This window comes from Nocardioides caeni (assembly GCF_004912195.1).
Taxonomy (GTDB): Bacteria; Actinomycetota; Actinomycetes; order Propionibacteriales; family Nocardioidaceae; genus Nocardioides; species Nocardioides caeni.
In genome coordinates this window covers 1-20,820 of sequence record NZ_STGW01000008.1, presented here as the reverse complement: position 1 = coordinate 20,820, position 20,820 = coordinate 1, and the positions used below count along the sequence as shown (strand labels likewise).

Here is a 20,820-nt window from a genome sequence, read left to right as displayed (position 1 = left end):
GATGACCAACCCTGCAGCGGCTGCGCTGATCGCGCGCTCCAACCGGCTCGGTGCCGAGCCCCGCAACACCAACTACGCCGGCGGCAACACGTCCGCCAAGGGCACGGAGACCGACCCGGTCACCGGCGAGCCCGTCGAGCTGCTCTGGGTGAAGGGGTCCGGCGGCGACCTCGGCACCCTCACCGAGTCCGGCCTCGCCGTGCTCCGCCTCGACCGGATGCGCAGCCTGGTCGACGTCTATCCGGGCATCGACCGTGAGGACGAGATGGTCGCCGCCTTCGACTACTGCCTGCACGGCAAGGGCGGCGCGGCGCCGTCGATCGACACCGCGATGCACGGTCTCGTCGACGCCGCCCACGTCGACCACCTCCACCCCGACTCCGGCATCGCGATCGCGACCGCGGCCGACGGCGAGGCGCTCACCAAGGAGATCTACGGCGACAAGGTCGTCTGGGTGCCGTGGCGTCGCCCGGGCTTCCAGCTGGGGCTCGACATCGCCGCGATCAAGGCCGAGAACCCGCAGTCGATCGGCTGCATCCTCGGTGGCCACGGCATCACCGCGTGGGGCGACACCAGCGAGGAGGCCGAGGCCAACTCGCTGTGGATCATCGAGACCGCTGCTGCCCACATCTCCGAGCACAGCAAGGCCGAGCCCTTCGGCCCCGCCCTCGACGGGTACGCCGCCCTGCCGGCCGACGAGCGCCGGGCGCGCGCCGCGGCGCTGGCCCCCACGATCCGCGGCATCGCCAGTGCGGACCGGCCGATGGTCGGTCACTTCACCGACGCGGACGTCGTCCTCGACTTCCTCGCGAGCTCCGAGCACCCGCGACTGGCGGCGCTCGGCACCTCCTGCCCCGACCACTTCCTGCGCACCAAGGTGAAGCCGCTGGTGCTCGACCTGCCTCCGAGCGCCGGCGTCGAGGAGAGCCTCGCCCGCCTGGGTGAGCTGGCGACGTCCTACCGCGAGGACTACCAGGGCTACTACGACCGCAACGCCACCCCGGACTCGCCCGCGATCCGCGGCAAGGACCCGCTGATCGTCCTGGTGCCCGGCGTCGGCATGTTCAGCTTCGGCAAGGACAAGCAGACCGCGCGGGTCGCCGGTGAGTTCTACGTCAACGCGATCAACGTCATGCGTGGCGCGGAGGGCCTGTCGACGTACGCCCCGATCGACGAGGCGGAGAAGTTCCGCATCGAGTACTGGGCGCTGGAGGAGGCGAAGCTCCAGCGGATGCCGAAGCCGAAGCCGCTCGCGACCCGCGTCGCCTTCGTGACCGGTGCTGCCTCCGGCATCGGCCGGGCGACCGCGGCCAAGCTCGCCGCCGAGGGCGCCTGCGTCGTCATCGCCGACCTGTCGCTGGAGAAGGCGCAGGACGCTGCTGCGGAGCTGGGTGGCTCCGACGTCGCCCTCGGCGTCCAGGTCGACGTGAGCGACGAGGCCGCCGTCCAGGCCGCGGTCGACGCCGCGGTCCTCGCCTTCGGCGGTGTCGACCTGGTGGTCAACAACGCCGGCCTCTCGCTCTCGCGCTCGCTGCTCGAGACCACCGAGAAGGACTGGGACCTGCAGCACGACGTCATGGCGAAGGGCTCCTTCCTGGTCGCCAAGGCCACCGCGAAGGTGATGATCGAGCAGGAGATGGGCGGCGACATCGTCTACATCTCCAGCAAGAACTCGATTTTCGCGGGACCCAACAACGTCGCCTACGGCGCCGCCAAGGCCGACCAGGCCCATCAGGTCCGGCTGCTGGCCGCCGAGCTCGGCGAGCACGGCATCAAGGTCAACGGCGTCAACCCGGACGGCGTGGTCGCCGGCTCCGGCATCTTCGCCAGCGGGTGGGGCGCCAACCGCGCCGCCGTCTATGGCGTCGAGGAGAAGGACCTGGGCAAGTTCTATGCCCAGCGCACCATCCTCAAGCGCGAGGTCCTGCCCGACAACATCGCCAACGCCGTGTTCGTCCTGTGCACCGACGAGCTCAGCCACACCACCGGTCTCCACATCCCGGTGGACGCCGGGGTGGCAGCCGCCTTCCTGCGATGAGCGCGGTCCGGGTCGCCGCAGTCGACCTCGGCGCCACGTCCGGTCGGGTGATGTCCGGCCGGATCGGCGGCGACCGGGTCGAGATCAACGAGCTCCACCGCTTCGCCAACGGTGCCGTGCGGGTCCGCGGGTCGCTCTTCTGGAACGCGGTCGGCATCCACCGTGAGGTGCTGGCCGGGATCCGGGAGGTGGCTCGCACGGGTCCGCTCCACGGCATCGGCATCGACTCGTGGGCCATCGACTACGGCCTGCTGGATCGCGACGGCCAGCTGCTCGGACCGGTCTTCAGCCACCGTGATGCGCGCGTCGACGGTGTCGCGGAGAAGGTCGTCGCCGAGGTGGGCGCCGCCGAGCTCTATGCGACCACCGGCATCCAGCAGCTGCCGTTCAACACGCTCTATCAGCTGGTGGCCGCCCGCGGCACGGCTGCCCTGGAGTCCGCCGAGACGATGCTGCTGCTGCCGGACCTGCTCGGCTATTGGCTGACCGGCGCGATCGGGGCGGAGCGGACCAACGCCTCGACCACCCAGCTCTACGACGTCCGGTCCGGCGAGTGGGCGACCGACCTGTGCCGCGCCCTCGGCCTTCCGTGGGGGATCCTGCCGCCGCTGCGCGACCCGGGCTCGGTGCTCGGGCCGCTGCTGCCGGACGTCGCGGGCGAGCTCGGCGTCTCTGAAGGCGTCCCCGTCGTCGCGGTGGGCTCCCACGACACCGCGTCCGCGGTGGTCGGGGTGCCGGCGGAGTCCAGCGCGTCCGGCGACTTCGCCTACATCTCCTCGGGCACCTGGTCGCTGGTCGGCCTCGAGCTCGACGCCCCGGTGCTGACCGAGGAGGCACGCGAGGCCGACTTCACGAACGAGATCGGCGTCGACGGGACGGTCCGCTTCCTCAAGAACGTGATGGGGCTGTGGGTCCTGTCGGAGTCACTGCGGTCGTGGAGCGAGCGCCGCTACGCCGACGTCGAGCTGCGCTCGCTGATCGCCGCGGCGGCGGAGTTCGAGCCGCTGCGCACGGTGATCGACATTAACGATCCCCGGCTGCTCTTCCCCAGTACGGCCGCCGACCCGATGCCCGAGCGTGTGGCCGCCCTGGCTGCCGAGGCCGGGGAGGTCGTGCCGCACTCGCCCGTCGCGATCACCCGCTGCATCGTCGACAGCCTCGCGGTCGCCTATCGGCGTCACGTCCGCAGCGCGGCCGCCCTCGCGGGCACCTCGCCACAGGTCGTGCACGTGGTCGGTGGCGGCTCGCAGAACGAGGTGCTCTGCCAGCTCACCGCCGACGCCTGCGGCCTGCCCGTGCTCGCCGGACCGGTCGAGGCCGCGGCGCTGGGCAACGTGCTCGTCCAGGGCCGCGCCCTGGGGGCGGACCTCCCCGACCTCGCGGCCATGCGCGACCTGGTCCGCCGCTCCTACGACGTCCGCCGCTTCGAGCCGCGCGACGGCGTCGACTGGGCCGCCGCCGAGTCGCGCGTGTCCTGATCCCTGCTTCCTTCCACCACTCCCACCCCTCCCCGGAAGGCCTTGCCATGACCACCTCGAACGACCCCGCCCGCGGCGCCCGCCTCGATCGTCGCTCCCTCTTCGGCGCCGCGGCCGCCACGCTCGGCGCGGCCGCCGTCGTCGGAGCCGCCGGCACCGTCGCGGCGCCCGGCGCCCAGGCCGCCCCCGGGTCCGCGGGTCTGCCCTCCGACCTCGTCAGGGCGTTCCGCAAGCCGGGCACCGCCACGGCGGCCGGCTTCCGCTGGTGGTGGCCGCACGGCCTCGTCGACCCGAAGGAGATCGCCCGCGAGGTCGATGTGATCGCCGACGCCGGCTTCGGCGTCCTCGAGGTCGCCGTCGTCACCCACAGCCTGCGGGCCCGTGGCATCGAGATCGACGTCGCGAAGCACGGCTGGGGCAGCCCCAGCTGGGTCGCGGGCGTGAAGGCGGCGCTGGCCCGTGCGGCGAAGCGCGACGTGAGGATCGACATCACCGTGGGGCCCTCCTGGCCCGCGGCCGTGCCGACGATCACCCCCGACAGCGACGAGGCGTGCACGGAGCTCATCCACGGGCAGGCGACGGTCCTCGCCGGTGCCACGTACGACGCCGCCCTGCCCGAGCCGGTCGTCGAGGCCGCGTCCGGGGCGACGCGCGCGGAGCTGGTGACGGTGCAGGCCCACCGGGTCACGGGCTACGTCCGGGACCGCAACAACGTCGTCACCGCGACGATCCTCGCCCCCCACTCCTGGACCGACCTGTCCGGCGCCGTCGACGGCGAGCACCTCACCTGGACGGCGCCGGCCGAGCCCGCCGGCGCCACCTGGGTGGTCCTGCCGACGTGGCGCCGCGGTTCCGCGCAGGAGCCGGAGGCCGGTCCCCACACCAGCCCGCGGTCCTACGTCGTCGACCACTTCAGCAAGCGCGGCGCGCAGGCCGTCATCGACCTGTGGGAGGACCGCGTCCTCGACGGCGAGATGCGGGCGCTGCTGCGCGCCGCCGGTGGCTACCTCTTCGAGGACTCCCTCGAGATCGAGACCGAGGCGACCATCTGGACCCGCGACTTCCTCGAGAAGTTCGAGCAGTCGCGCGGCTACGACCTGCGTCCGTGGCTGCCGTTCGTGCTGGAGAAGGACGAGAAGTACCAGTTCGTGCTGGCCGCCACCGACCCGGCGACCGCCGACACCCTGCGCACCAACGAGATCCGCGACGACTACAACCAGGTCCTGTCCGACCTCTACCTCGACGAGCACCTGCGGCCGATCCAGGACTTCGCGCGCTCCCTGGGCATGGGCATCCGGATCCAGCCCTACGGTCTGGAGACCGACACGATGCAGCACGCCGGCGTCGTCGACGTGCCGGAGACCGAGTCCCTGGGGTTCAAGAACCTCGACGACTACCGGGTGATGGCGGCGGGTCGCGACATCGCCGGCCACACGCTGCTGTCGTGCGAGGCGATCTGCTACAACGGCGCGGCCTACAACACCACCTGGGGCGCCAACAGCGTCAGCCCGACCGCGCAGAACCAGGCGCTGTTCACCATCAACAGCATCTTCGTCGCGGGCGTCAACCAGCTCGTCATCCACGGCTTCCCCTACGCCGAGGCGCCCGACGTCACCTGGCCCGGGTTCGCCGCGTTCTCGCCGTACTACAACGGCGCGATCGGCTTCGGCGAGGCGTGGGGGCCGCGCACGCCGCAGTGGGAGCACATCCCCGGCATCGCGGACTACCTCGCCCGCACCCAGCTGGTGCTGCAGACCGGTGCGGCGAAGTACGACGTCGCGTTCTGGCGGCACAAGGGCTGGGCCTCCACCGGTATCGGTCCGCAGTGGATCACCAACAACGGCACCAAGCTGGGGTGGTCGCACTCCTTCCTCAGTTCCTCGCTCCTGGCCTTCGACGCCGCGAAGGTGAAGGGCGGGCGGCTGGCCCCCGAAGGCCCGGCGTACAAGGCGCTGGTGGTCGGTCCGGACAACCTCCGCAGCAACGCCGTCACCATGGACCTCGACGGAGCGCGGCGGATCCTCGCCGTGGGAAGGGCCGGCCTGCCGGTGGTGCTGATCGGCGACTGGAGCGCCGTGACGGCCGCCGGCCGGGGTGACGCCGCCGAGACGGCGGAGGTCCGCAGCCTGATGGCCCAGGTCGGGGCCCTGTCCACGACGCGCACCGTCCCCGAGGCGGAGGTCGGCAGCGCGCTCGCCGCCCTGGGCGTCGCCCGCGACGTCGAGCACGCGGACTCGACCGTGATGCACGTGCGCCGGGTCGTCGACGACGTCGACCTCTACTACCTCGCCAATGCGCGGCACGCCGAGAACCGGCGACTCAACCGGGTCACGCAGGACGTGTGGCTGACGGCCTCCGACCGCTCCTCCGTCCCGTGGCTGCTGGACGCGTGGACCGGCGAGGTCACCCGCGTGCCGGCGTACGAGCGCTCCGGGGACCGGGTGCGGGTGCGGGTCGACCTCGTCCCGGGCCAGTCGGTCGTGATCGCGCTGGCCCCGCCCGCGAAGGGCAAGGCCCGCTCGGTGCTGCCCGTCGCGACGGCAGGGCAGGAGGTCGGGGTGCGCGGTGCCAACGCGACGCTCCGCACGACCACCGCCGGCACCTTCGACCTGACCCGCACCGAGGGTGGCACCGTGAAGGTGAGGGTCGACCGGGTTCGCCAGCCCGTCAGCCCCACCACCTGGTCGCTCGAGCTCGAGGACTGGAGGCCGGCCGACGCCGCCGACCCCAAGGACCTCCGCACGACCAAGGAGACCCACCGCGCGGACCTCCCCACGCTGCAGGCATGGTCGAAGGTCGCCGGCCTCGAGGACGTCTCGGGTATCGGCCGCTACCGGACCACCATCGACCTGGGTGCCGACTGGACCGAGGACGACGGGGCGCTCCTCGAGCTCGGCGAGGTCAACGACACCTTCCGCGTCCGGGTCAACGGCGAGCTGCTGCCTCCGTGCGACGCCCTCGACGCGACGGTGGACCTCGGCCGCCGCCTCCAGCGCGGTCCCAACGTGATCGAGGTCGAGGTCGCCTCCACGCTGCTCAACCGGCTGCGCGTGGTGACGCCCGCGGTCTACGGGGTCGCGGCGCGGCAGAGCTACGGGCTCGTCGGGCCCGTCCGGCTGGTCCCGTACGTCGAGAAGGTCATCCCCGCCTGACCCGGAGACACCCGGGTCGACGACAGGTGCGGCGCGACCCCCGGGCCCTGCAGCAGGCAGGATGGTCCCCGGGGGTCGGGCCGCGAACACGAAGGAGCACGTGGTGCGCGTCGCACTGATGGTCACCTGCATCAACGATGCGCTCTATGCGCGCACCGGTCAGGCGGTCGTGACCCTGCTGCGGCGCCTGGGCGTCGACGTCGCGTTCCCCGAGCGCCAGACCTGCTGCGCCCAGCCGATGGTCAACACCGGCTATCTCACCGCGGCCGTGCCCGTCGTGCGCAACTACGTCGACACGTTCGCCGACTACGACTACGTGGTCACGCCGTCCGGCTCCTGCGCCGGGAGCGTGCGCCACCAGCACGACCTGGTCGCCCGGCGCTCCGGTGACCCCGGGCTGCGTCGCGCCGTCGCGGAGACCTCGCCGCGAACCCTCGAGCTCAGCGAGTTCCTCGTCGACGTCCTCGGCGTCACCGATGTCGGCGCCTACTATCCCCACACGGTCACCTACCACCCGACCTGTCACTCGCTGCGCATGCTCGGCGTCGGCGACCGGCCCCGGATGCTGCTGGAGAACGTCCGTGGTCTGACCCTCCTCGACCTGCCGGGTGCGGAGGAGTGCTGTGGCTTCGGCGGCACCTTCGCCGTCAAGAACGCCGACACCTCCATCGCCATGGGCGTCGACAAGGCCCGACGGGTCTGCGACACCGGAGCGGAGGTCCTCGTCGCCGGGGACAACTCCTGCCTGACGCACCTCGGCGGCGTCCTGACGCGGCAGCGGGCTGCCGTCCGGACCGTCCATCTCGCCGAGATCCTCGCCTCCACCGAGGAGGGGCGGTCGTGACGGGCACCTTCGTCGGTATGCCGAAATTCCCGGTCGCGGCACGGGAGGCCCTCGGCGACGCCCAGCTGCGGCACAACCTCGCCCACGCCACCGGCACCATCCGCGGCAAGCGGCTGCGACTGATCGACGAGGTCAACGCCAGCACCCCCGAGGGTACGGCGTGGGAGGAGCTCCGTCTCGCGGGCGCCGCAGTCAAGGAGCGGGCGCTGCTGTCGCTCGGCGACCAGCTCGAGCAGCTGGAGGCCAACCTCGTGGCCAACGGTGCCACCGTGCACTGGGCCCGCGACGCCGCCGAGGCCAACGCGATCGTCGCCCGCGTCGCGAAGGCTCACGACGTCGACGAGGTCGTCAAGGTGAAGTCGATGGTGACCCAGGAGATCGACCTCAACGAGGCGCTCGAGGCCGAGGGCATCGCGGCCTGGGAGACCGACCTGGCGGAGCTGATCGTGCAGCTCGGCGGCGACCTGCCCAGCCACATCCTGGTGCCGGCCATCCACCGCAACCGCGCTGAGATCCGCGACATCTTCCTACGCCGGATGGGCGAGACCGGGCGTCCCGCACCTGCGGACCTCACCGACGACCCCGCGATCCTCGCCGGTGCCGCTCGCGAGCACCTGCGGGAGAAGTTCCTCCGGGCCCGGATGGCGGTCTCGGGCGCCAACTTCGCGATCGCCGACACCGGCACTCTTGTTGTCGTGGAGTCCGAGGGCAACGGACGCATGTGCCTGACCCTCCCCGACGTGCTGGTCAGCGTCGTCGGCATCGAGAAGGTCGTCCCCACCTGGACCGAGCTCGACCCCCTGCTGCGCCTGCTGCCCCGCTCCTCCACGGGCGAGCGGATGAACCCCTACACCTCCACCTGGACCGGGGTCACCCCCGGCGACGGGCCGCAGGAGGTGCATGTCGTCCTCCTCGACAACGGCCGGACCCGCGCGCTGGCCGACGAGACCGGACGGCAGGCGCTGCGGTGCATCCGCTGCTCGGCCTGCCTCAACGTGTGCCCCGTCTACGAGCGCACCGGAGGCCATGCCTACGGCTCGGTCTATCCCGGCCCCATCGGGGCGATCCTCAACCCGCTGCTCAAGGGCGTCGGTCACGACGAGCAGGTCGACTCGCTGCCCTACGCCTCCTCGCTCTGCGGCGCCTGCTTCGAGGCCTGCCCGGTGCGGATCGACATCCCCTCCGTCCTGGTCGACCAGCGTGCCCAGGTCGTCGACGCCCGCCGCGGCGGACGACCCAGCGGCGAGGAGCTCGCCATGCGCGCCGGCGCCGCCGCCCTCTCCGACGCCCGCCGCCTCGCCCTCGGCGAGCGTTTCGCCGGTGTGGGCATCCGCCTCGCCCGGCGTCTGCCGGGGCTGCCCGGTCTCCGTGGGTGGACCTCGGCCCGCGATCTCCCCGACCCGCCGACGGAGTCCTTCCGGGCCTGGTGGAAGCGCACCGACGGCGGCCGTCGCCCCGACCCGACCGGGGAGCAGCGATGAGCGCGCGCGACGAGATCCTGCGCAAGGTGCGCTCGGCCATCGCAGGCACCACGCCGGTCACCACCCCCGTGCAGCCGCCGCCCGGCGCCACGGCTCCCGACCTCGTCGCCCACTTCGCCGAGCGGGTCGCCGACTACCGAGCCGTCGTCGTCCGCACCGACCCCGGCGGACTCGCCGCCGCGGTGGCCGACTCCCTGCCGGCAGGCGTCCGGGTCGTCGTACCTCCGGGGCTGGGGGACCTCGTCCCCGGTGCGGTGATCGATGCCGGCCTCACCGCGGTCGAGCTCGACGCCGTCGACGCGGTCGTCACCCGCTGCCGGGTGGGGATCGCGGAGACCGGCACGATCGTCCTCGACCACGAGCCCGACCAGGGCCGGCGCGCGATCACGCTGGTGCCCGACCTCCACGTCTGCATCGTCGACGCCGGCCAGGTGGTCGCCGACGTCCCCGACGCCTTCGCGCACCTCGACCCTCGGCGTCCGCTCACGTGGATCAGCGGCCCCAGCGCGACCAGCGACATCGAGCTCGACCGGGTCGAGGGTGTGCACGGGCCGCGGGTCCTGTGGGTGATCGTCGTCGAGCCGGCCGCGCCGCGGCCGGGTGAAGCTGCGGGCTAGATCCGGTCCGAAGGCGTGACGTGGGCGTCCGTTTCGCGGTGGGATGGTGACTTCCGCCCCGCTCCCGGAGGACCCCCCATGCCTCACCCCACCCGCCGGCCGGTCGGCACCGTCCGACGCTGCCCCGCCACGCTCCGATGACCGTCCACGACCAGCTCGTCCGCGACTGGCTCCACCAGCTGTCCCGCGAGATCACGAAGGCTCGCGCCGCACTCGCGCCGCGCGATGAGATCGACCTGCTCCTCCACGTCGACAGCATGCTGCGTGGCTTCTGGGGAGCCGTGAACCCCGGGCCGCGGCGCCACCTCACCTGAGCCCCACCCGAGCCACCCGAGTCCACCTGAGTCCACCCGAGTCCACCCGAGTCCACCCGAGTCCACACAGGCCCTCGCGCCCCGCCCGTCAGTTCGGGGATCATGGGGGCGTGGCAGAGGCAGAGGTGGCGAGCGAGGGCATCGGTCCGCACGAGGACGAGCCCCACCAAGCGGGGGTCAACGACCGGCTCAACTGGCTGCGTGCCGGGGTGCTGGGCGCCAACGACGGCATCGTGTCCGTCGCGGGCATCGTGCTGGGCGTCGCGGGCGCCACGACCGACCGCTCCGCGATCCTGACCGCCGGCATCGCCGGCCTGGTCGCGGGCGCGATGAGCATGGGCGCGGGCGAATACGTCTCGGTCAGCACGCAGCGCGACTCGGAGGAGGCGTTGCTCGCCAAGGAGCGCCGCGAGCTGCGCGAGGACCCGGAGGACGAGCTCCATGAGCTCGCCGGCCTCTACGTCGACAAGGGGCTCGATCCCGACCTGGCGTTGGACGTCGCCCGGCAGCTGACCGCCAAGGACGCCCTCGCCGCGCACGCCGAGGCCGAGCTGGGCATCGACCCCGACGACCTCACCAGCCCGTGGAACGCCGCGCTCGCCTCGATGGGCGCCTTCACGCTAGGCGCCCTCCTACCGCTGCTCCTGATCGTGCTGGTGTCCGACGACGTCAGGGTGCCGGTGACCGTGGTCGTCGTGACGATCGCCCTGGCCGGCACCGGTTGGCTGTCGGCCCACTTCGGCTACGGGTCGACGGCACGGGCCGTCCTTCGCAATGTCGTCGGCGGGCTGCTGGCGATGGGGATCACCCACGCCATCGGCCAGCTCGTCGGCACCCAGGTCTGATGGCCTCCGGACAGCGGATCTTCGCGGCCGTCGTGCCGCCGAACGACGCCATCGACCACCTCGACGACTTCCTCGCCCCGCGCCGGGACGCCGCTCCCTTCCGGTGGACGCGGCCCGAGCAGCTCCACGTCACCCTCGCCTTCATGGCCCACGCCGCGAGCTCGCGGGTGGACGACTACGTCGACCGTCTCGTCGAGGCGCTCGACGGCCTCCCGGCGGTGGAGGTCGCCCTGGCCGGTGCCGTGGCCTTCCCCAACGTCGCCGAAGGCCGGGTCCTCGCCACCGGCGTCCGGGGCGGCGATGGCCTGGCCCCGCTGGCGGTGCGGGCACGCAACGCGGCCGTCGCCGTGGGCATCGAGGTCGACGGCCAGCGCTTCCAGCCTCACGTCACCGTCGCACGCACCGGCGGCCCGAAGGTCGAGCTGACCAGCTGGGTGCGCCTCCTCGACACCTACGACGGTCCGACCTGGACCTGCGCCGGCATCGAGGTGATCGCCTCCCACCTCGGCGAGGGGCCGCGCCGCAGTCCCCGCTACGAGACGCTCGCCGAGATCGAGCTGTAGGGCGTCCGGGTTCAGCCGGGAACGTGACAACGGGACCGATCGCAGCCACGTGTGGTGGCAGTGATCGGTCCCGCTGACGGTGGTTCTTGCTCAGCGCTCGATGTCTCGATACGCGCGTCGCGACCTCGTTCCTCGGTCGCGGCGCTACTCGACCTCCTCGCCCCTTCTGGGCTGAGCTCGTTCCTCGCTCAGCCCAGGGCTCGGACGATGTCCTCGACGCGGTCCTTGGCGTCGCCGAAGAGCATCTGGCTGTTCTCGCGGAAGAACAGCGGGTTCTGGACGCCGGCGTAGCCGACGGCCATCGACCGCTTGAACACGATGACGTCCTTGGCGTTCCAGACCTCGAGCACCGGCATGCCGGCGATCGGGGAGGTCGGGTCCTCGGACGCGGCCGGGTTGACCGTGTCGTTGGCGCCGATGACCAGGACGACGTCGGTCTCGCCGAGGTCGTCGTTGATCTCGTCCATCTCCAGCACGATGTCGTAGGGCACCTTCGCCTCGGCGAGGAGCACGTTCATGTGGCCGGGCAGACGACCCGCGACGGGGTGGATGCCGAAGCGCACGTCGACACCCTTGGCCCGCAGCTTCGCGGTCAGGTCGGCGACCGGGTACTGAGCCTGCGCCACGGCCATGCCGTAGCCGGGAGTGATCACGACCGAGCCGGCGTTGGCGAGCAGCTCCGCGGCGGCGTCCGCCTGGATCTCGCGGTGCTCGCCGTAGTCGACGTCGGCGCTCGCCGGCGCCTCGATGCCGAAGCCACCCGCGATAACGGAGATGAACGAGCGGTTCATCGCCTTGCACATGATGTAGGACAGGTAGGCACCCGAGGAGCCGACCAGCGCACCGGTGACGATGAGCAGGTCGTTGCCGAGCAGGAAGCCCGAGGCGGCCGCGGCCCAACCGGAGTACGAGTTGAGCATCGACACCACGACCGGCATGTCGCCGCCGCCGATGGAGGCGACGAGGTGCCAGCCGAGCGCGAGCGCCAGCAGGGTGATGACACCGAGCAGGATGGTCGCGCCGGTGCTGGTGTCACCGGTGGCGGTGTGGGTGTCCAGCGAGACGTAGACCGCGGTCAGGATCGCGAACAGCACCAGCGAGCCGATGTTGATGAAGTTCTTGCCGGGCAGCATCAGCGGCGCGGACGAGATCCTCGCCGACAGCTTCAGGTTGGCGACGATCGAGCCGGTGAAGGTGACCGCACCGATGAAGATGCCGATCGAGACCTCGGCCTCGTGGATGTTGATCAGCGCGGGCACGTCCTCGAGCAGGGTGCTCGCGCTGAAGTGCGGACCGCCGATGTGGCCGTTCCAGCCGATGGCGACGGCCGCGAGACCCACGAAGGAATGCAGCAGCGCGATGAGCTCGGGCATGCCGGTCATCTCGACGATGCGGGCACGCCACAGGCCGATCAGGGCGCCGATGACGATCGCGGCGATCATCAGTCCGATGATCAGCGCCTGGTCGTCGTACTTGTCGCTCGCGTCGATGGTCACGGCGACCGTCGCGGCGAGGGCGATGCCCATGCCGACGATGCCGTAGGTCAGACCGCTGCGGGCCGACTCGTGCTTCGAGAGCCCTGCCAGCGACAGGATGAACAGCAGGGACGCGACGATGTAGGCCGCGACCGAGACGGAAGAGATGTCCATGGCGCTCAGGCCCCCTTGCTGAACATGGCGAGCATGCGTCGGGTGACCGCGAAGCCACCGAAGATGTTGATCGAGGCCAGCAGGATCGCGACCACGGAGAGCCCGATCACGAGCTTGTCGTCACTGGCGACCTGCAGCAGGGCTCCGACGACCACGACGCCGGAGATGGCGTTGGTGACCGACATCAGCGGCGTGTGCAGGGCGTGCGCCACCTTGCCGATGACGTAGTAGCCGATCACGATCGAGAGCATCAGCACGTTGAAGTGCTGCGGGATCTCACCCGGCGCGGTCGCGTTGACCAACCAGAACAGGGCGATCGCTCCCAGCACGGCGCCGACCTTCGCCTGCGGCGACATCGGGGCCTTGACCGGCTTGGGCTCGGCGACCGGGGCCGCGGCGGCGGCGGGCGCGGCGGAGACCTGCACGGCCGGCGGCGGCCACATCCCCTCGCCGTCCTTGACCACCGTGATGCCGCGCTGGACCACGTCCTCGAAGTCCAGCGTCAGGACGCCGTCCTTCTCGGGGGTGAGCAGCTTGAGCAGGTTGACGATGTTGGTGCCATAGAGCTGCGAGGTCTGCGCAGCGAGACGGCCCGCCAGGTCGGTGTAACCGAGGATCGTGACGCCGTTGTCGGTGACGACCTTCTGGTCGGTGACCGTGCCGGCGGCGTTGCCGCCGTTGGCGGCCGCCATGTCGACGATGACGGAGCCGTTCCTCATGCCGGCCACGGTCTCGGCCGTGAGCAGCGACGGGGCCGGACGCCCCGGGATCAGCGCGGTCGTGATGACGATGTCGGCGGCGCGGGCCTCCTCGTCGTACATCGCGGCGGTTGCGGCGACCTGAGCCTCGGACATCTCCTTGGCGTAGCCGTCGGAGGAGACCTCCTGCTCCATGTCGACGTGGACGAACTGCGCGCCCATCGATTCGACCTGCTCGGCCACCTCGGGACGTACGTCGAACGCACGCACCACGGCGCCCATCGCGGACGCCGCGCCGATGGCTGCGAGGCCGGCGACACCGGCACCTACGACGAAGACGCGGGCCGGCGGGATCTTGCCGGCCGCGGTGACCTGGCCGGTGAACATCCGGCCGAACTCGTGGGCGGCCTCGACGACGGCGCGATAGCCGGCGACATTGGCCATCGAGGACAGCACGTCCATCGACTGCGCGCGCGAGATCCGCGGCACGGCGTCCATGGCGAGCGCGGTCACGCCGGCGGCCTGCAGCTTCTCCACCAGCTCGGGGCTGCGTCCGGGAGCCATGATCGAGATGACCGTGGCGCCCTGACGGAGCCGCCCGATCTCCTCGTCGGAGGGGGCGTTGACCTTCACGACGACGTCGGCGGCCCACACCTCCTCGGCGCTCCCGACCCGCACGCCGGCCTCGGTGAAGACGGCGTCGGGCTGGTCGGCCAGCTCGCCGGCCCCGGCCTCGACGATGACGTCGTAGCCGAGGTTGGTCAGCTGCGCGACGGTCTTCGCCGTCGCGGCAACTAGGGTCTCGCCCGCTTTTGATTCGCGGGGGATGCCGATCAGCACAGGGCCTCCAGCGGTTCGTTGGCAAAAGTCACGCCAACCTACACACGCAGGGGACCTGCCGGGATGCGTCTCAGGTGTGACGTCCGTCTAACGGCCTCACGGCCCGCGCATGGTGCCCCGTAACCGGATCAGTCCGCGACGCCGTAGAGACGGTCGCCGGCGTCGCCGAGACCGGGGACGATGTAGCCCTTCTCGTTGAGGCGCTCGTCCATCGCCGCGGTGACGACGGTCACGGGGACGGTCAGGTCCGCCAGCTCCTCCTCGAGGCGCGCGCACCCCTCGGGCGCGGCCAGCAGGCACACCGCCGTGATGTGGTCGGCGCCACGGTCGACGAGGAAGCGGATCGCCGCGGCCAGGGTCCCGCCGGTGGCGAGCATCGGGTCGAGCACGTAGCACTGGCGGCCGGACAGGTCGTCGGGCAGCCGCTCGGCGTACGTCGTCGCGGCCAGCGTCTCCTCGTTGCGCACCATCCCGAGGAAGCCGACCTCGGCGGTCGGCAGCAGCCGCATCATCCCGTCGAGCATGCCGAGCCCCGCCCGCAGGATCGGTACGACGAGGGGGCGCGGGGACGCCAGCCGGACCCCGGTCGTCGGGGAGACGGGCGTGACGATGTCGCACGGCTCGACGCGCACGTCCCGGGTCGCCTCATAGGCCAGCAGGGTGACGAGCTCGTCGGCCAGCGAGCGGAAGGTGGGGGAGTCGGTGGTCTCGTCCCTCAGCACGGTCAGCTTGTGGGCGACGAGCGGGTGGTCCACGACCTGGGTGCGCATGGGAAGACCCTAGTCCTGCCAGTGGGAGACGTCAGTCGCGCACGGCCAGGCCCCGGAAGCCGTGCAGCCACGGCCGGGAGGGGCGTGGGCCGGGGAGGTACTCGGTCGTCAACGTCGTCGTCCGCAGGCCGGCGTCGGCCACCAGCGCCGCGACGTCGCGGCTGAGGTGACAGCCGCCGGCGACCCGGCGCTGGACCGGGTCGAGTCGTCGCTGCCAGCGGGCCACTCCGGCGTCGGGGGCGAGGCCGTGCTCGAGGAAGGCGAAGGTCCCGCCGGGACGCAGGACCCGCACGGACTCGCGCAGCGCCCGCGCGGGGTCGGGGATGGTGCAGAGGGTGAAGGTGCACAGCACGGCGTCGTAGGACGCGTCGTCCTCGGCGAGGTCCTGGCCGTCGAGTCCGCTGCGCACGATGGGCACGCTGCTGCGGGCGCGACGCCGCGCGGACAGCTCCCAACCCCGGTCGGAGGGCTCGACGGCGTGGACGGCGGTGACGGTCTGCGGGTACCAGCGGATGTTGAGGCCGCTGCCGAAGCCGAGCTCCAGGACCCGGCCGGACAGCGGGGCGCAGACCTCGCCGCGCAGCTCGCCGATCTCCTTGCCCTTCAATGCGGCGTCGACCATGCGCGGGACGACCCGCTCCTCCCACCAGCCCATGGACGGATCGTAGGACAGTCGCTCGCCCGACAGGTGGGCCGAATTGGTCTGGTCCTCGCCGCCTGCGCGTGTCACCCTTGGTGGCATGTCCGCCAGCGAACCGGCCACCGAATCGGTCGACTACGCGCTCGCCGCCTACCGCGAGGAAGGTGTGTGGCAGGTCGCGGAGCTGACGCCGGACCACGCCGTCGACGTCGAGACGCTGGCGTCCGCGCTGCGCCGCTTCCCCGGTGACGGCGGTGCGGTCGGACTGGTGGCCGTCGAGGAGGACTTCTTCCTCGTGCTGCGCGTCGCCGGGCAGCAGACCCGGCTCGTGCTCTCCGACGTCACCGCGGCGACCGAGTGGGAGCTCGCGGCCGACGTGGCCGAGCACCTGGGCCTGCCGGTCGTCGAGGACGACGACGACCCCGAGCCGGCGGGCGACCTCGACCTGCTGACCGACCTCGGCCTGCCGGCGGCCGCCCTCGCCGAGATCCTCGACGACGACGAGCTCTATCCCGACGAGATGCTGTCCGACATCGCGCGGGCCCTCGGGTTCGGCGAGCTGTTCGACGACGTCGTCGGCCTGACCTCCGCGTGAGGCACGGCTGGGACGCTCCGATGGGGCGCGCCCTCGACGAGGCACGCGCGGCGCTGGCGTCGGGCGACGTACCGATCGGGGCGGTCGTGGTCGACGAGTCGGGTGAGGTGATCGGCGCCGGCCACAACGTCCGCGAGCGCGACGGCGACCCGACCGGTCACGCCGAGGTGCTCGCGCTGCGCGCAGCCGCGCGGGTCCGCGGGGAGTGGCGGCTGTCGGGCTGCACGCTGGTGGTCACGCTCGAGCCGTGCACGATGTGCGCGGGCGCGTCCGTGCTGTCCCGGGTCGACCGCGTGGTCTTCGGGGCCTACGACGACAAGGCCGGTGCCGTCGGCTCGTTGTGGGACGTGGTGCGCGATCGCCGGCTCAACCACCGTCCCGAGGTCGTCGCCGGTGTCCTGGCCGGTGAGTCCACCGCGCTCCTCGACGCCTTCTTCGCCACGCATCGGGGATAGGGACTACCGCAGCGCGGCGGCCTCGGCAGCAAGCTTGCTGATCCGCTCCCAGTCACCCGCCGCGACGGCGTCGGCGGGGGTGAGCCAGGAGCCGCCGACGCAGCCGACGTTGGGCAGCGCGAGGTAACCGGGCGCCGACGCCAGCGTGATCCCGCCGGTCGGGCAGAAGCGGGCCTGGGGGAGCGGACCCGCGACGGACTTGAGGTAGGGCGCCCCGCCCGCGGCCTCGGCCGGGAAGAACTTCATCTCGGTCAGCCCGGCCTCGAGCACTGCCAACACCTCGGACACCGTCGACGTCCCCGGCAGGAAGGGCACGCCGGTGCCGAGCATCGCCGTGAGCAGGTCGGGCGTGAAGCCCGGGGAGACGAGGAAGCGCGCACCGGCCGCGACCGCGGCCTCGGCCTGGGCCGGCGTGGTGATCGTGCCCGCGCCGAGTGCGATCTCCGGGACCTCGGCGGCGATCGCCCGCAGCGCGTCGAGGGCGACCGGGGTGCGCAGGGTCAGCTCGATGGCAGGCAGGCCACCGGCGACGAGCGCCCGGGCGACCGGGACGGCCGTGGCGAGGTCGTCGATCACGACGACGGGCATCACCGGGACGACGTCGAGCACCGACGTCGCGGCGGTGCTGGCAGCAGCGTCACGAGCGGACAAGGGAGGCCTCCAGGGTGGCAGCGGCGGCAGGGACGGGGAAGATCGACGCGCCCTCGTCGGCCGGCCCGACAGTGGCGCGGAACGCGGCGAAGAGCTCGCGCCCGGTGCCGGCCCAGGTCGCTCCGGACGGAGCGGCGCCGGTCGGCTCGCGGTGGGCGAGGTCGGCCTCGATCATCAGCGTGCCGGCGTCGGCGTCGAGGGTGATCAGGTCACCATCGCGGACCTTGGCGAGCGGTCCGCCGAGCGCCGCCTCGGGGGTGACATGGATGGCGGCGGGCACCTTGCCGGACGCGCCGGACATCCGGCCGTCGGTGACGATCGCGACCTTCTGGCCGCGGTCCTGCAGCACGCCGAGCGCCGGGGTCAGCTTGTGCAGCTCGGGCATCCCGTTGGCGGCGGGGCCCTGGTAGCGGATGACCGCGACGAGATCGATCCCGTCGAGCTGACCGTCCGAGAAGGCCTGCAGGAAGTCGTGCTGGTCGTCGAAGACCCGCGCCGGGGCGGACACGAGACGGTGCTCGACCGCGACGGCGGAGGTCTTCACGACACCGGTGCCGATCGGGCCGCGGACGACCTTGACGCCGCCGTCGGCCGAGAACGGGTCGGTGGCCGGACGCAGCACCTCGAGGTCGAGGCTCTCGGCCGGACCCGGGCGCCAGGTCACACCGCCGTCGGGGCCGTCGAGGAGCACCGGCTCCTCGGTGTAGCGGCGCAGCCCGTGCCCGACGATCGTCTCGACGTCCTCGTGCAGCAGCCCCGCGTCGAGCAGGGTGCGCACCAGGAAGCCGATCCCGCCGGCGGCGTGGAAGTGGTTGATGTCGGCCGCGCCGTTGGGATAGACCCGCGCCAGCAGCGGTACGACGGCCGACAGGTCGGCGAGGTCGTCCCAGGTGAGCAGGATGCCGGCGGCACGGGCGATCGCGACCAGGTGCAGGGTGTGGTTGGTCGAGCCGCCGCTCGCGAGGAGCGCCACGCACGCGTTGAGGATGACCTTCTCGTCGACCATCTCGCCGAGGGCGGGGCCGGCGTCGTACTGCTGCGTCCGACGGACCGCCACGGCCGCGGCCTCGCGGGTGAGCGCGTCGCGCAGCGGGTTGTCGGGGTTGACGAAGGAGGAGCCCGGCAGGTGCAGGCCCATCACCTCCATCAGCAGCTGGTTGGAGTTGGCGGTGCCATAGAAGGTGCACGTCCCCTTCGAGTGGTACGACGCCGACTCGGCCTCGAGCAGCTCCTCACGCCCGACCTTCCCCTCGGCGAACAGCTGTCGCACGCGGGCCTTCTCCTTGTTGGGGAGCCCTGAGGCCATCGGCCCGGCGGGCACCCACACGGCCGGCAGGTGGCCGAAGGAGAGGGCGCCGATCAGCAGGCCGGGCACGATCTTGTCGCAGACACCGAGGAGCAGGGTGGCGTCGAACATGTCGTGGGAGAGCGCGATCGCGGTCGACATGGCGATCACGTCGCGGCTGTAGAGGGAGAGCTGCATGCCGTCGCGGCCCTGGGTGACGCCGTCGCACATGGCGGGCACGCCGCCGGCGACCTGGGCGAGCCCGCCGGCCCGGATGACCGCGTCCTTGAGGACGGGCGGGTAGTCGCCGTAGGGCTGGTGCGCGGAGAGCATGTCGTTGTAACTCGTGACGATCGCCAGGTTGGGCTTCTGGCCGCGGGCGAGCTCGACCTTCTCCGGGCCCTCGGAGGCGGCGAAGCCGTGGGCGAGGTTGGCGCACGCGAGGCGGCCGCGCGCGGGTCCGCGCAGGGCCGCCTCACGCACGCGAGCGAGATACGCCGTGCGGGTGGCGGCGCTGCGCTCGGTCAGCCGACGGGTCACGTCGGCCAGGACGGGGTGGAGGCTGGGCGATCGGGTCATCGGGGTTTCACTCCTGCCAGGTGCGGCCCTCGCGCGCGATCAGCGTCGCGGCGGCCGCCGGGCCGTTGGTGCCGGGGTGGTAGCGGACCGGCTCGACGCCGGCCCGGTCCCACTGGTCGAGGATCGGCTCGACCCACGCCCACGCGGCCTCGACCTCGTCGCGGCGCATGAACAGGGTCGGGATGCCGCGCATGACGTCGAGCAGCAGCCGCTCGTAGGCGTCCGGGCTGCGCTCGTCGAACGCGTGGTCGTAGCTCAGGTCGAGCGAGGCCGGGTGCAGCCGGATGCCGCCGGGGCCCGGGTGCTTCGCGGTCAGGTGCAGCTGCATGCCCTCGTCGGGCTGCATGCGGATGGTCAGCCGGTTGGGGGTCGTGACGCCCTCGCTGTGCGGGAACATCGCGTGCGGCGGCTCCTTGAAGACGACCTCGATGGTCGACTCCTTGGTGGCCAGCCGCTTGCCGGTGCGCAGGTAGAAGGGCACGCCGGCCCAGCGCCAGTTCTGCACCTCGGCGCGCAGCGCCACGAAGGTCTCGGTGGTGCTCGGACCGCCGATCTCCTCGCCGTAGGTCGTGTACTGCCCGCGCACGGTGAACCGGTCCACGTCCGCGCCGGTCAGCGGCGTCAGGGCCCGCAGCACCTTGAGCTTCTCGTCGCGGACCGGGTCGCCGCCGACGTACGTCGGGGGCTCCATCGCGACCAGGCAGAGCATCTGGAGCAGGTGGTTCTGGACCATGTCGCGCAGCGCGCCGGCCTGGTCGTAGTAGTCGCCGCGGCCGGCGACGCCGAGCGTCTCGGCGACGGTGATCTGGACGTGGTCGACCCAGCGGGAGTTCCAGATCGGCTCGAGGAAGATGTTGGCGAACCGGGTGACGAGGAGGTTCTGCACGCTCTCCTTCCCGAGGTAGTGGTCGATCCGATAGACCTGCGCCTCCTCGAAGACCCGGCCGACGGCGTCGTTGACGACGCGCGAGGACGCGAGGTCGGAGCCGATCGGCTTCTCGAGGACGACGCGGCACTGCGGCGTCACGAGACCGAGGTCGTCGAGTCGTTCGCAGACGGGGCCGAAGAGGTCGGAGCCCACGGCGAGGTAGTAGACGCGGATGGTCTCCTCGGCGCCGTCGCCGGGGGTGTCCTTGAGGAGGGAGTGCAGCCCGTCCCCTCCCTCGGGGTCGGTGGCGTCGAGGCGCAGGTGGTGCAGCCGGCTGACGAGCCGGTGCAGGGCGCCGGCCTCGAGCTGGTCGTCGGGGATGTGCTCGAAGAGTGCCTGGGTGACGAGATCGCGGTAGCCGTCGTGGTCGAGGTCGTGCCGCGAGACGCCGATGATCC

The 20,820-nt window shown here is 72.0% G+C and carries 18 protein-coding genes; 11 read left to right on the top strand and 7 right to left on the bottom strand.

The genetic code is table 11. The annotated features are described in order from the left end of the window. Position 1: 1 nt before the first annotated feature. The 9 genes from E9934_RS12830 (at position 2) to thpR (ending at position 11,332) form a co-directional block, all read left to right on the top strand. Positions 2-2,038, top strand: coding sequence for a bifunctional aldolase/short-chain dehydrogenase (locus tag E9934_RS12830; RefSeq protein WP_136563293.1), 2,037 nt, complete (start codon positions 2-4; stop codon positions 2,036-2,038). Next, positions 2,035-3,516, top strand: a complete 1,482-nt coding sequence (locus tag E9934_RS12825; RefSeq protein WP_136563292.1) for a rhamnulokinase — start codon at positions 2,035-2,037, stop codon at positions 3,514-3,516. The genes E9934_RS12830 and E9934_RS12825 overlap by 4 nt, the downstream gene beginning before the upstream one ends. Before the next feature lie 47 nt (positions 3,517-3,563). Further along, positions 3,564-6,668: a glycosyl hydrolase gene (locus E9934_RS12820; RefSeq protein ID WP_136563291.1), complete on the top strand. Its 3,105-nt coding sequence runs from the start codon at positions 3,564-3,566 to the stop codon at positions 6,666-6,668. Between the two features lie 61 nt (positions 6,669-6,729). Further along, positions 6,730-7,512 (top strand): (Fe-S)-binding protein, encoded by a 783-nt coding sequence (locus E9934_RS12815; protein WP_202977289.1) that lies wholly within the window; start codon positions 6,730-6,732, stop codon positions 7,510-7,512. Then, positions 7,509-8,993, top strand: coding sequence for a lactate utilization protein B (locus tag E9934_RS12810; RefSeq protein WP_238694942.1), 1,485 nt, complete (start codon positions 7,509-7,511; stop codon positions 8,991-8,993). The genes E9934_RS12815 and E9934_RS12810 overlap by 4 nt, the downstream gene beginning before the upstream one ends. Beyond that, positions 8,990-9,610, top strand: coding sequence for a LutC/YkgG family protein (locus tag E9934_RS12805; protein WP_136563290.1), 621 nt, complete (start codon positions 8,990-8,992; stop codon positions 9,608-9,610). The genes E9934_RS12810 and E9934_RS12805 overlap by 4 nt, the downstream gene beginning before the upstream one ends. A gap of 137 nt (positions 9,611-9,747) precedes the next feature. Continuing rightward, the gene (locus tag E9934_RS19630; protein WP_158294992.1) at positions 9,748-9,924 is read left to right on the top strand and encodes a hypothetical protein; all 177 of its coding nucleotides are present in this window, start codon (positions 9,748-9,750) and stop codon (positions 9,922-9,924) included. A gap of 110 nt (positions 9,925-10,034) precedes the next feature. Further along, positions 10,035-10,769, top strand: a complete 735-nt coding sequence (locus tag E9934_RS12800; RefSeq protein WP_202977288.1) for a VIT1/CCC1 transporter family protein — start codon at positions 10,035-10,037, stop codon at positions 10,767-10,769. Next, positions 10,769-11,332 carry an RNA 2',3'-cyclic phosphodiesterase gene (gene thpR, locus E9934_RS12795; RefSeq protein WP_136563289.1) on the top strand — a complete coding sequence of 188 codons (564 nt, stop codon included), beginning with the start codon at positions 10,769-10,771 and terminating at the stop codon, positions 11,330-11,332. Before E9934_RS12800 ends, thpR begins: the two co-directional genes overlap by 1 nt. Before the next feature lie 188 nt (positions 11,333-11,520). Here the strand turns inward: thpR and pntB are convergent, their stop codons facing one another. From pntB to E9934_RS12775, 4 genes are all read right to left on the bottom strand, one after another. Beyond that, the gene (gene pntB / locus E9934_RS12790) at positions 11,521-12,981 is read right to left on the bottom strand and encodes a Re/Si-specific NAD(P)(+) transhydrogenase subunit beta (RefSeq protein WP_136563288.1); all 1,461 of its coding nucleotides are present in this window, start codon (positions 12,979-12,981) and stop codon (positions 11,521-11,523) included. Positions 12,982-12,986: 5 nt separating this feature from the next. Next, on the bottom strand, positions 12,987-14,519 hold the full coding sequence (locus tag E9934_RS12785) for a Re/Si-specific NAD(P)(+) transhydrogenase subunit alpha (RefSeq protein WP_136563287.1): 1,533 nt from the start codon (positions 14,517-14,519) through the stop codon (positions 12,987-12,989). A 128-nt stretch (positions 14,520-14,647) separates the two neighbouring features. Further along, entirely contained in the window at positions 14,648-15,289 is a 642-nt protein-coding gene (gene upp, locus E9934_RS12780; RefSeq protein WP_136563286.1) for a uracil phosphoribosyltransferase, read from the bottom strand. A gap of 31 nt (positions 15,290-15,320) precedes the next feature. Next, positions 15,321-15,944, bottom strand: a complete 624-nt coding sequence (locus E9934_RS12775) for a class I SAM-dependent methyltransferase (protein WP_136563285.1) — start codon at positions 15,942-15,944, stop codon at positions 15,321-15,323. Positions 15,945-16,029: 85 nt separating this feature from the next. On the opposite strand from E9934_RS12775, the gene E9934_RS12770 reads away from it, so the two are divergent. Continuing rightward, on the top strand, positions 16,030-16,524 hold the full coding sequence (locus tag E9934_RS12770) for a tRNA adenosine deaminase-associated protein (RefSeq protein WP_136563284.1): 495 nt from the start codon (positions 16,030-16,032) through the stop codon (positions 16,522-16,524). Positions 16,525-16,544: 20 nt separating this feature from the next. Then, on the top strand, positions 16,545-16,979 hold the full coding sequence (locus E9934_RS12765) for a nucleoside deaminase (RefSeq protein ID WP_136563283.1): 435 nt from the start codon (positions 16,545-16,547) through the stop codon (positions 16,977-16,979). Between the two features lie 3 nt (positions 16,980-16,982). On the opposite strand, the gene eda is transcribed toward E9934_RS12765, so the two are convergent. From eda to zwf, 3 genes are all read right to left on the bottom strand, one after another. Further along, positions 16,983-17,630: a bifunctional 4-hydroxy-2-oxoglutarate aldolase/2-dehydro-3-deoxy-phosphogluconate aldolase gene (gene eda, locus E9934_RS12760; RefSeq protein ID WP_238694941.1), complete on the bottom strand. Its 648-nt coding sequence runs from the start codon at positions 17,628-17,630 to the stop codon at positions 16,983-16,985. Next, positions 17,617-19,494, bottom strand: coding sequence for a phosphogluconate dehydratase (gene edd / locus E9934_RS12755; RefSeq protein ID WP_136563282.1), 1,878 nt, complete (start codon positions 19,492-19,494; stop codon positions 17,617-17,619). The genes eda and edd overlap by 14 nt, the downstream gene beginning before the upstream one ends. Before the next feature lie 7 nt (positions 19,495-19,501). Further along, a partial coding sequence (zwf, locus tag E9934_RS12750) for a glucose-6-phosphate dehydrogenase (protein WP_136563281.1) occupies positions 19,502-20,820 on the bottom strand: 1,319 nt, incomplete at its 5' end.

Bases quoted from the DNA above. Each gene is read 5' to 3' on its own strand.
- E9934_RS12830 (WP_136563293.1), top strand. From the start codon at position 2: ATGACCAACCCTGCAGCGGCTGCGCTGATCGCGCGCTCCAACCGGCTC.
- E9934_RS12825 (WP_136563292.1), top strand. From the start codon at position 2,035: ATGAGCGCGGTCCGGGTCGCCGCAGTCGACCTCGGCGCCACGTCCGGT.
- E9934_RS12820 (WP_136563291.1), top strand. From the start codon at position 3,564: ATGACCACCTCGAACGACCCCGCCCGCGGCGCCCGCCTCGATCGTCGC.
- E9934_RS12815 (WP_202977289.1), top strand. From the start codon at position 6,730: ATGGTCCCCGGGGGTCGGGCCGCGAACACGAAGGAGCACGTGGTGCGC.
- E9934_RS12805 (WP_136563290.1), top strand. From the start codon at position 8,990: ATGAGCGCGCGCGACGAGATCCTGCGCAAGGTGCGCTCGGCCATCGCA.
- E9934_RS19630 (WP_158294992.1), top strand. From the start codon at position 9,748: ATGACCGTCCACGACCAGCTCGTCCGCGACTGGCTCCACCAGCTGTCC.
- thpR (WP_136563289.1), top strand. From the start codon at position 10,769: ATGGCCTCCGGACAGCGGATCTTCGCGGCCGTCGTGCCGCCGAACGAC.
- pntB (WP_136563288.1), bottom strand. From the start codon at position 12,981: ATGGACATCTCTTCCGTCTCGGTCGCGGCCTACATCGTCGCGTCCCTG.
- upp (WP_136563286.1), bottom strand. From the start codon at position 15,289: ATGCGCACCCAGGTCGTGGACCACCCGCTCGTCGCCCACAAGCTGACC.
- E9934_RS12775 (WP_136563285.1), bottom strand. From the start codon at position 15,944: ATGGGCTGGTGGGAGGAGCGGGTCGTCCCGCGCATGGTCGACGCCGCA.
- E9934_RS12770 (WP_136563284.1), top strand. From the start codon at position 16,030: ATGTCCGCCAGCGAACCGGCCACCGAATCGGTCGACTACGCGCTCGCC.
- E9934_RS12765 (WP_136563283.1), top strand. From the start codon at position 16,545: ATGGGGCGCGCCCTCGACGAGGCACGCGCGGCGCTGGCGTCGGGCGAC.
- edd (WP_136563282.1), bottom strand. From the start codon at position 19,494: ATGACCCGATCGCCCAGCCTCCACCCCGTCCTGGCCGACGTGACCCGT.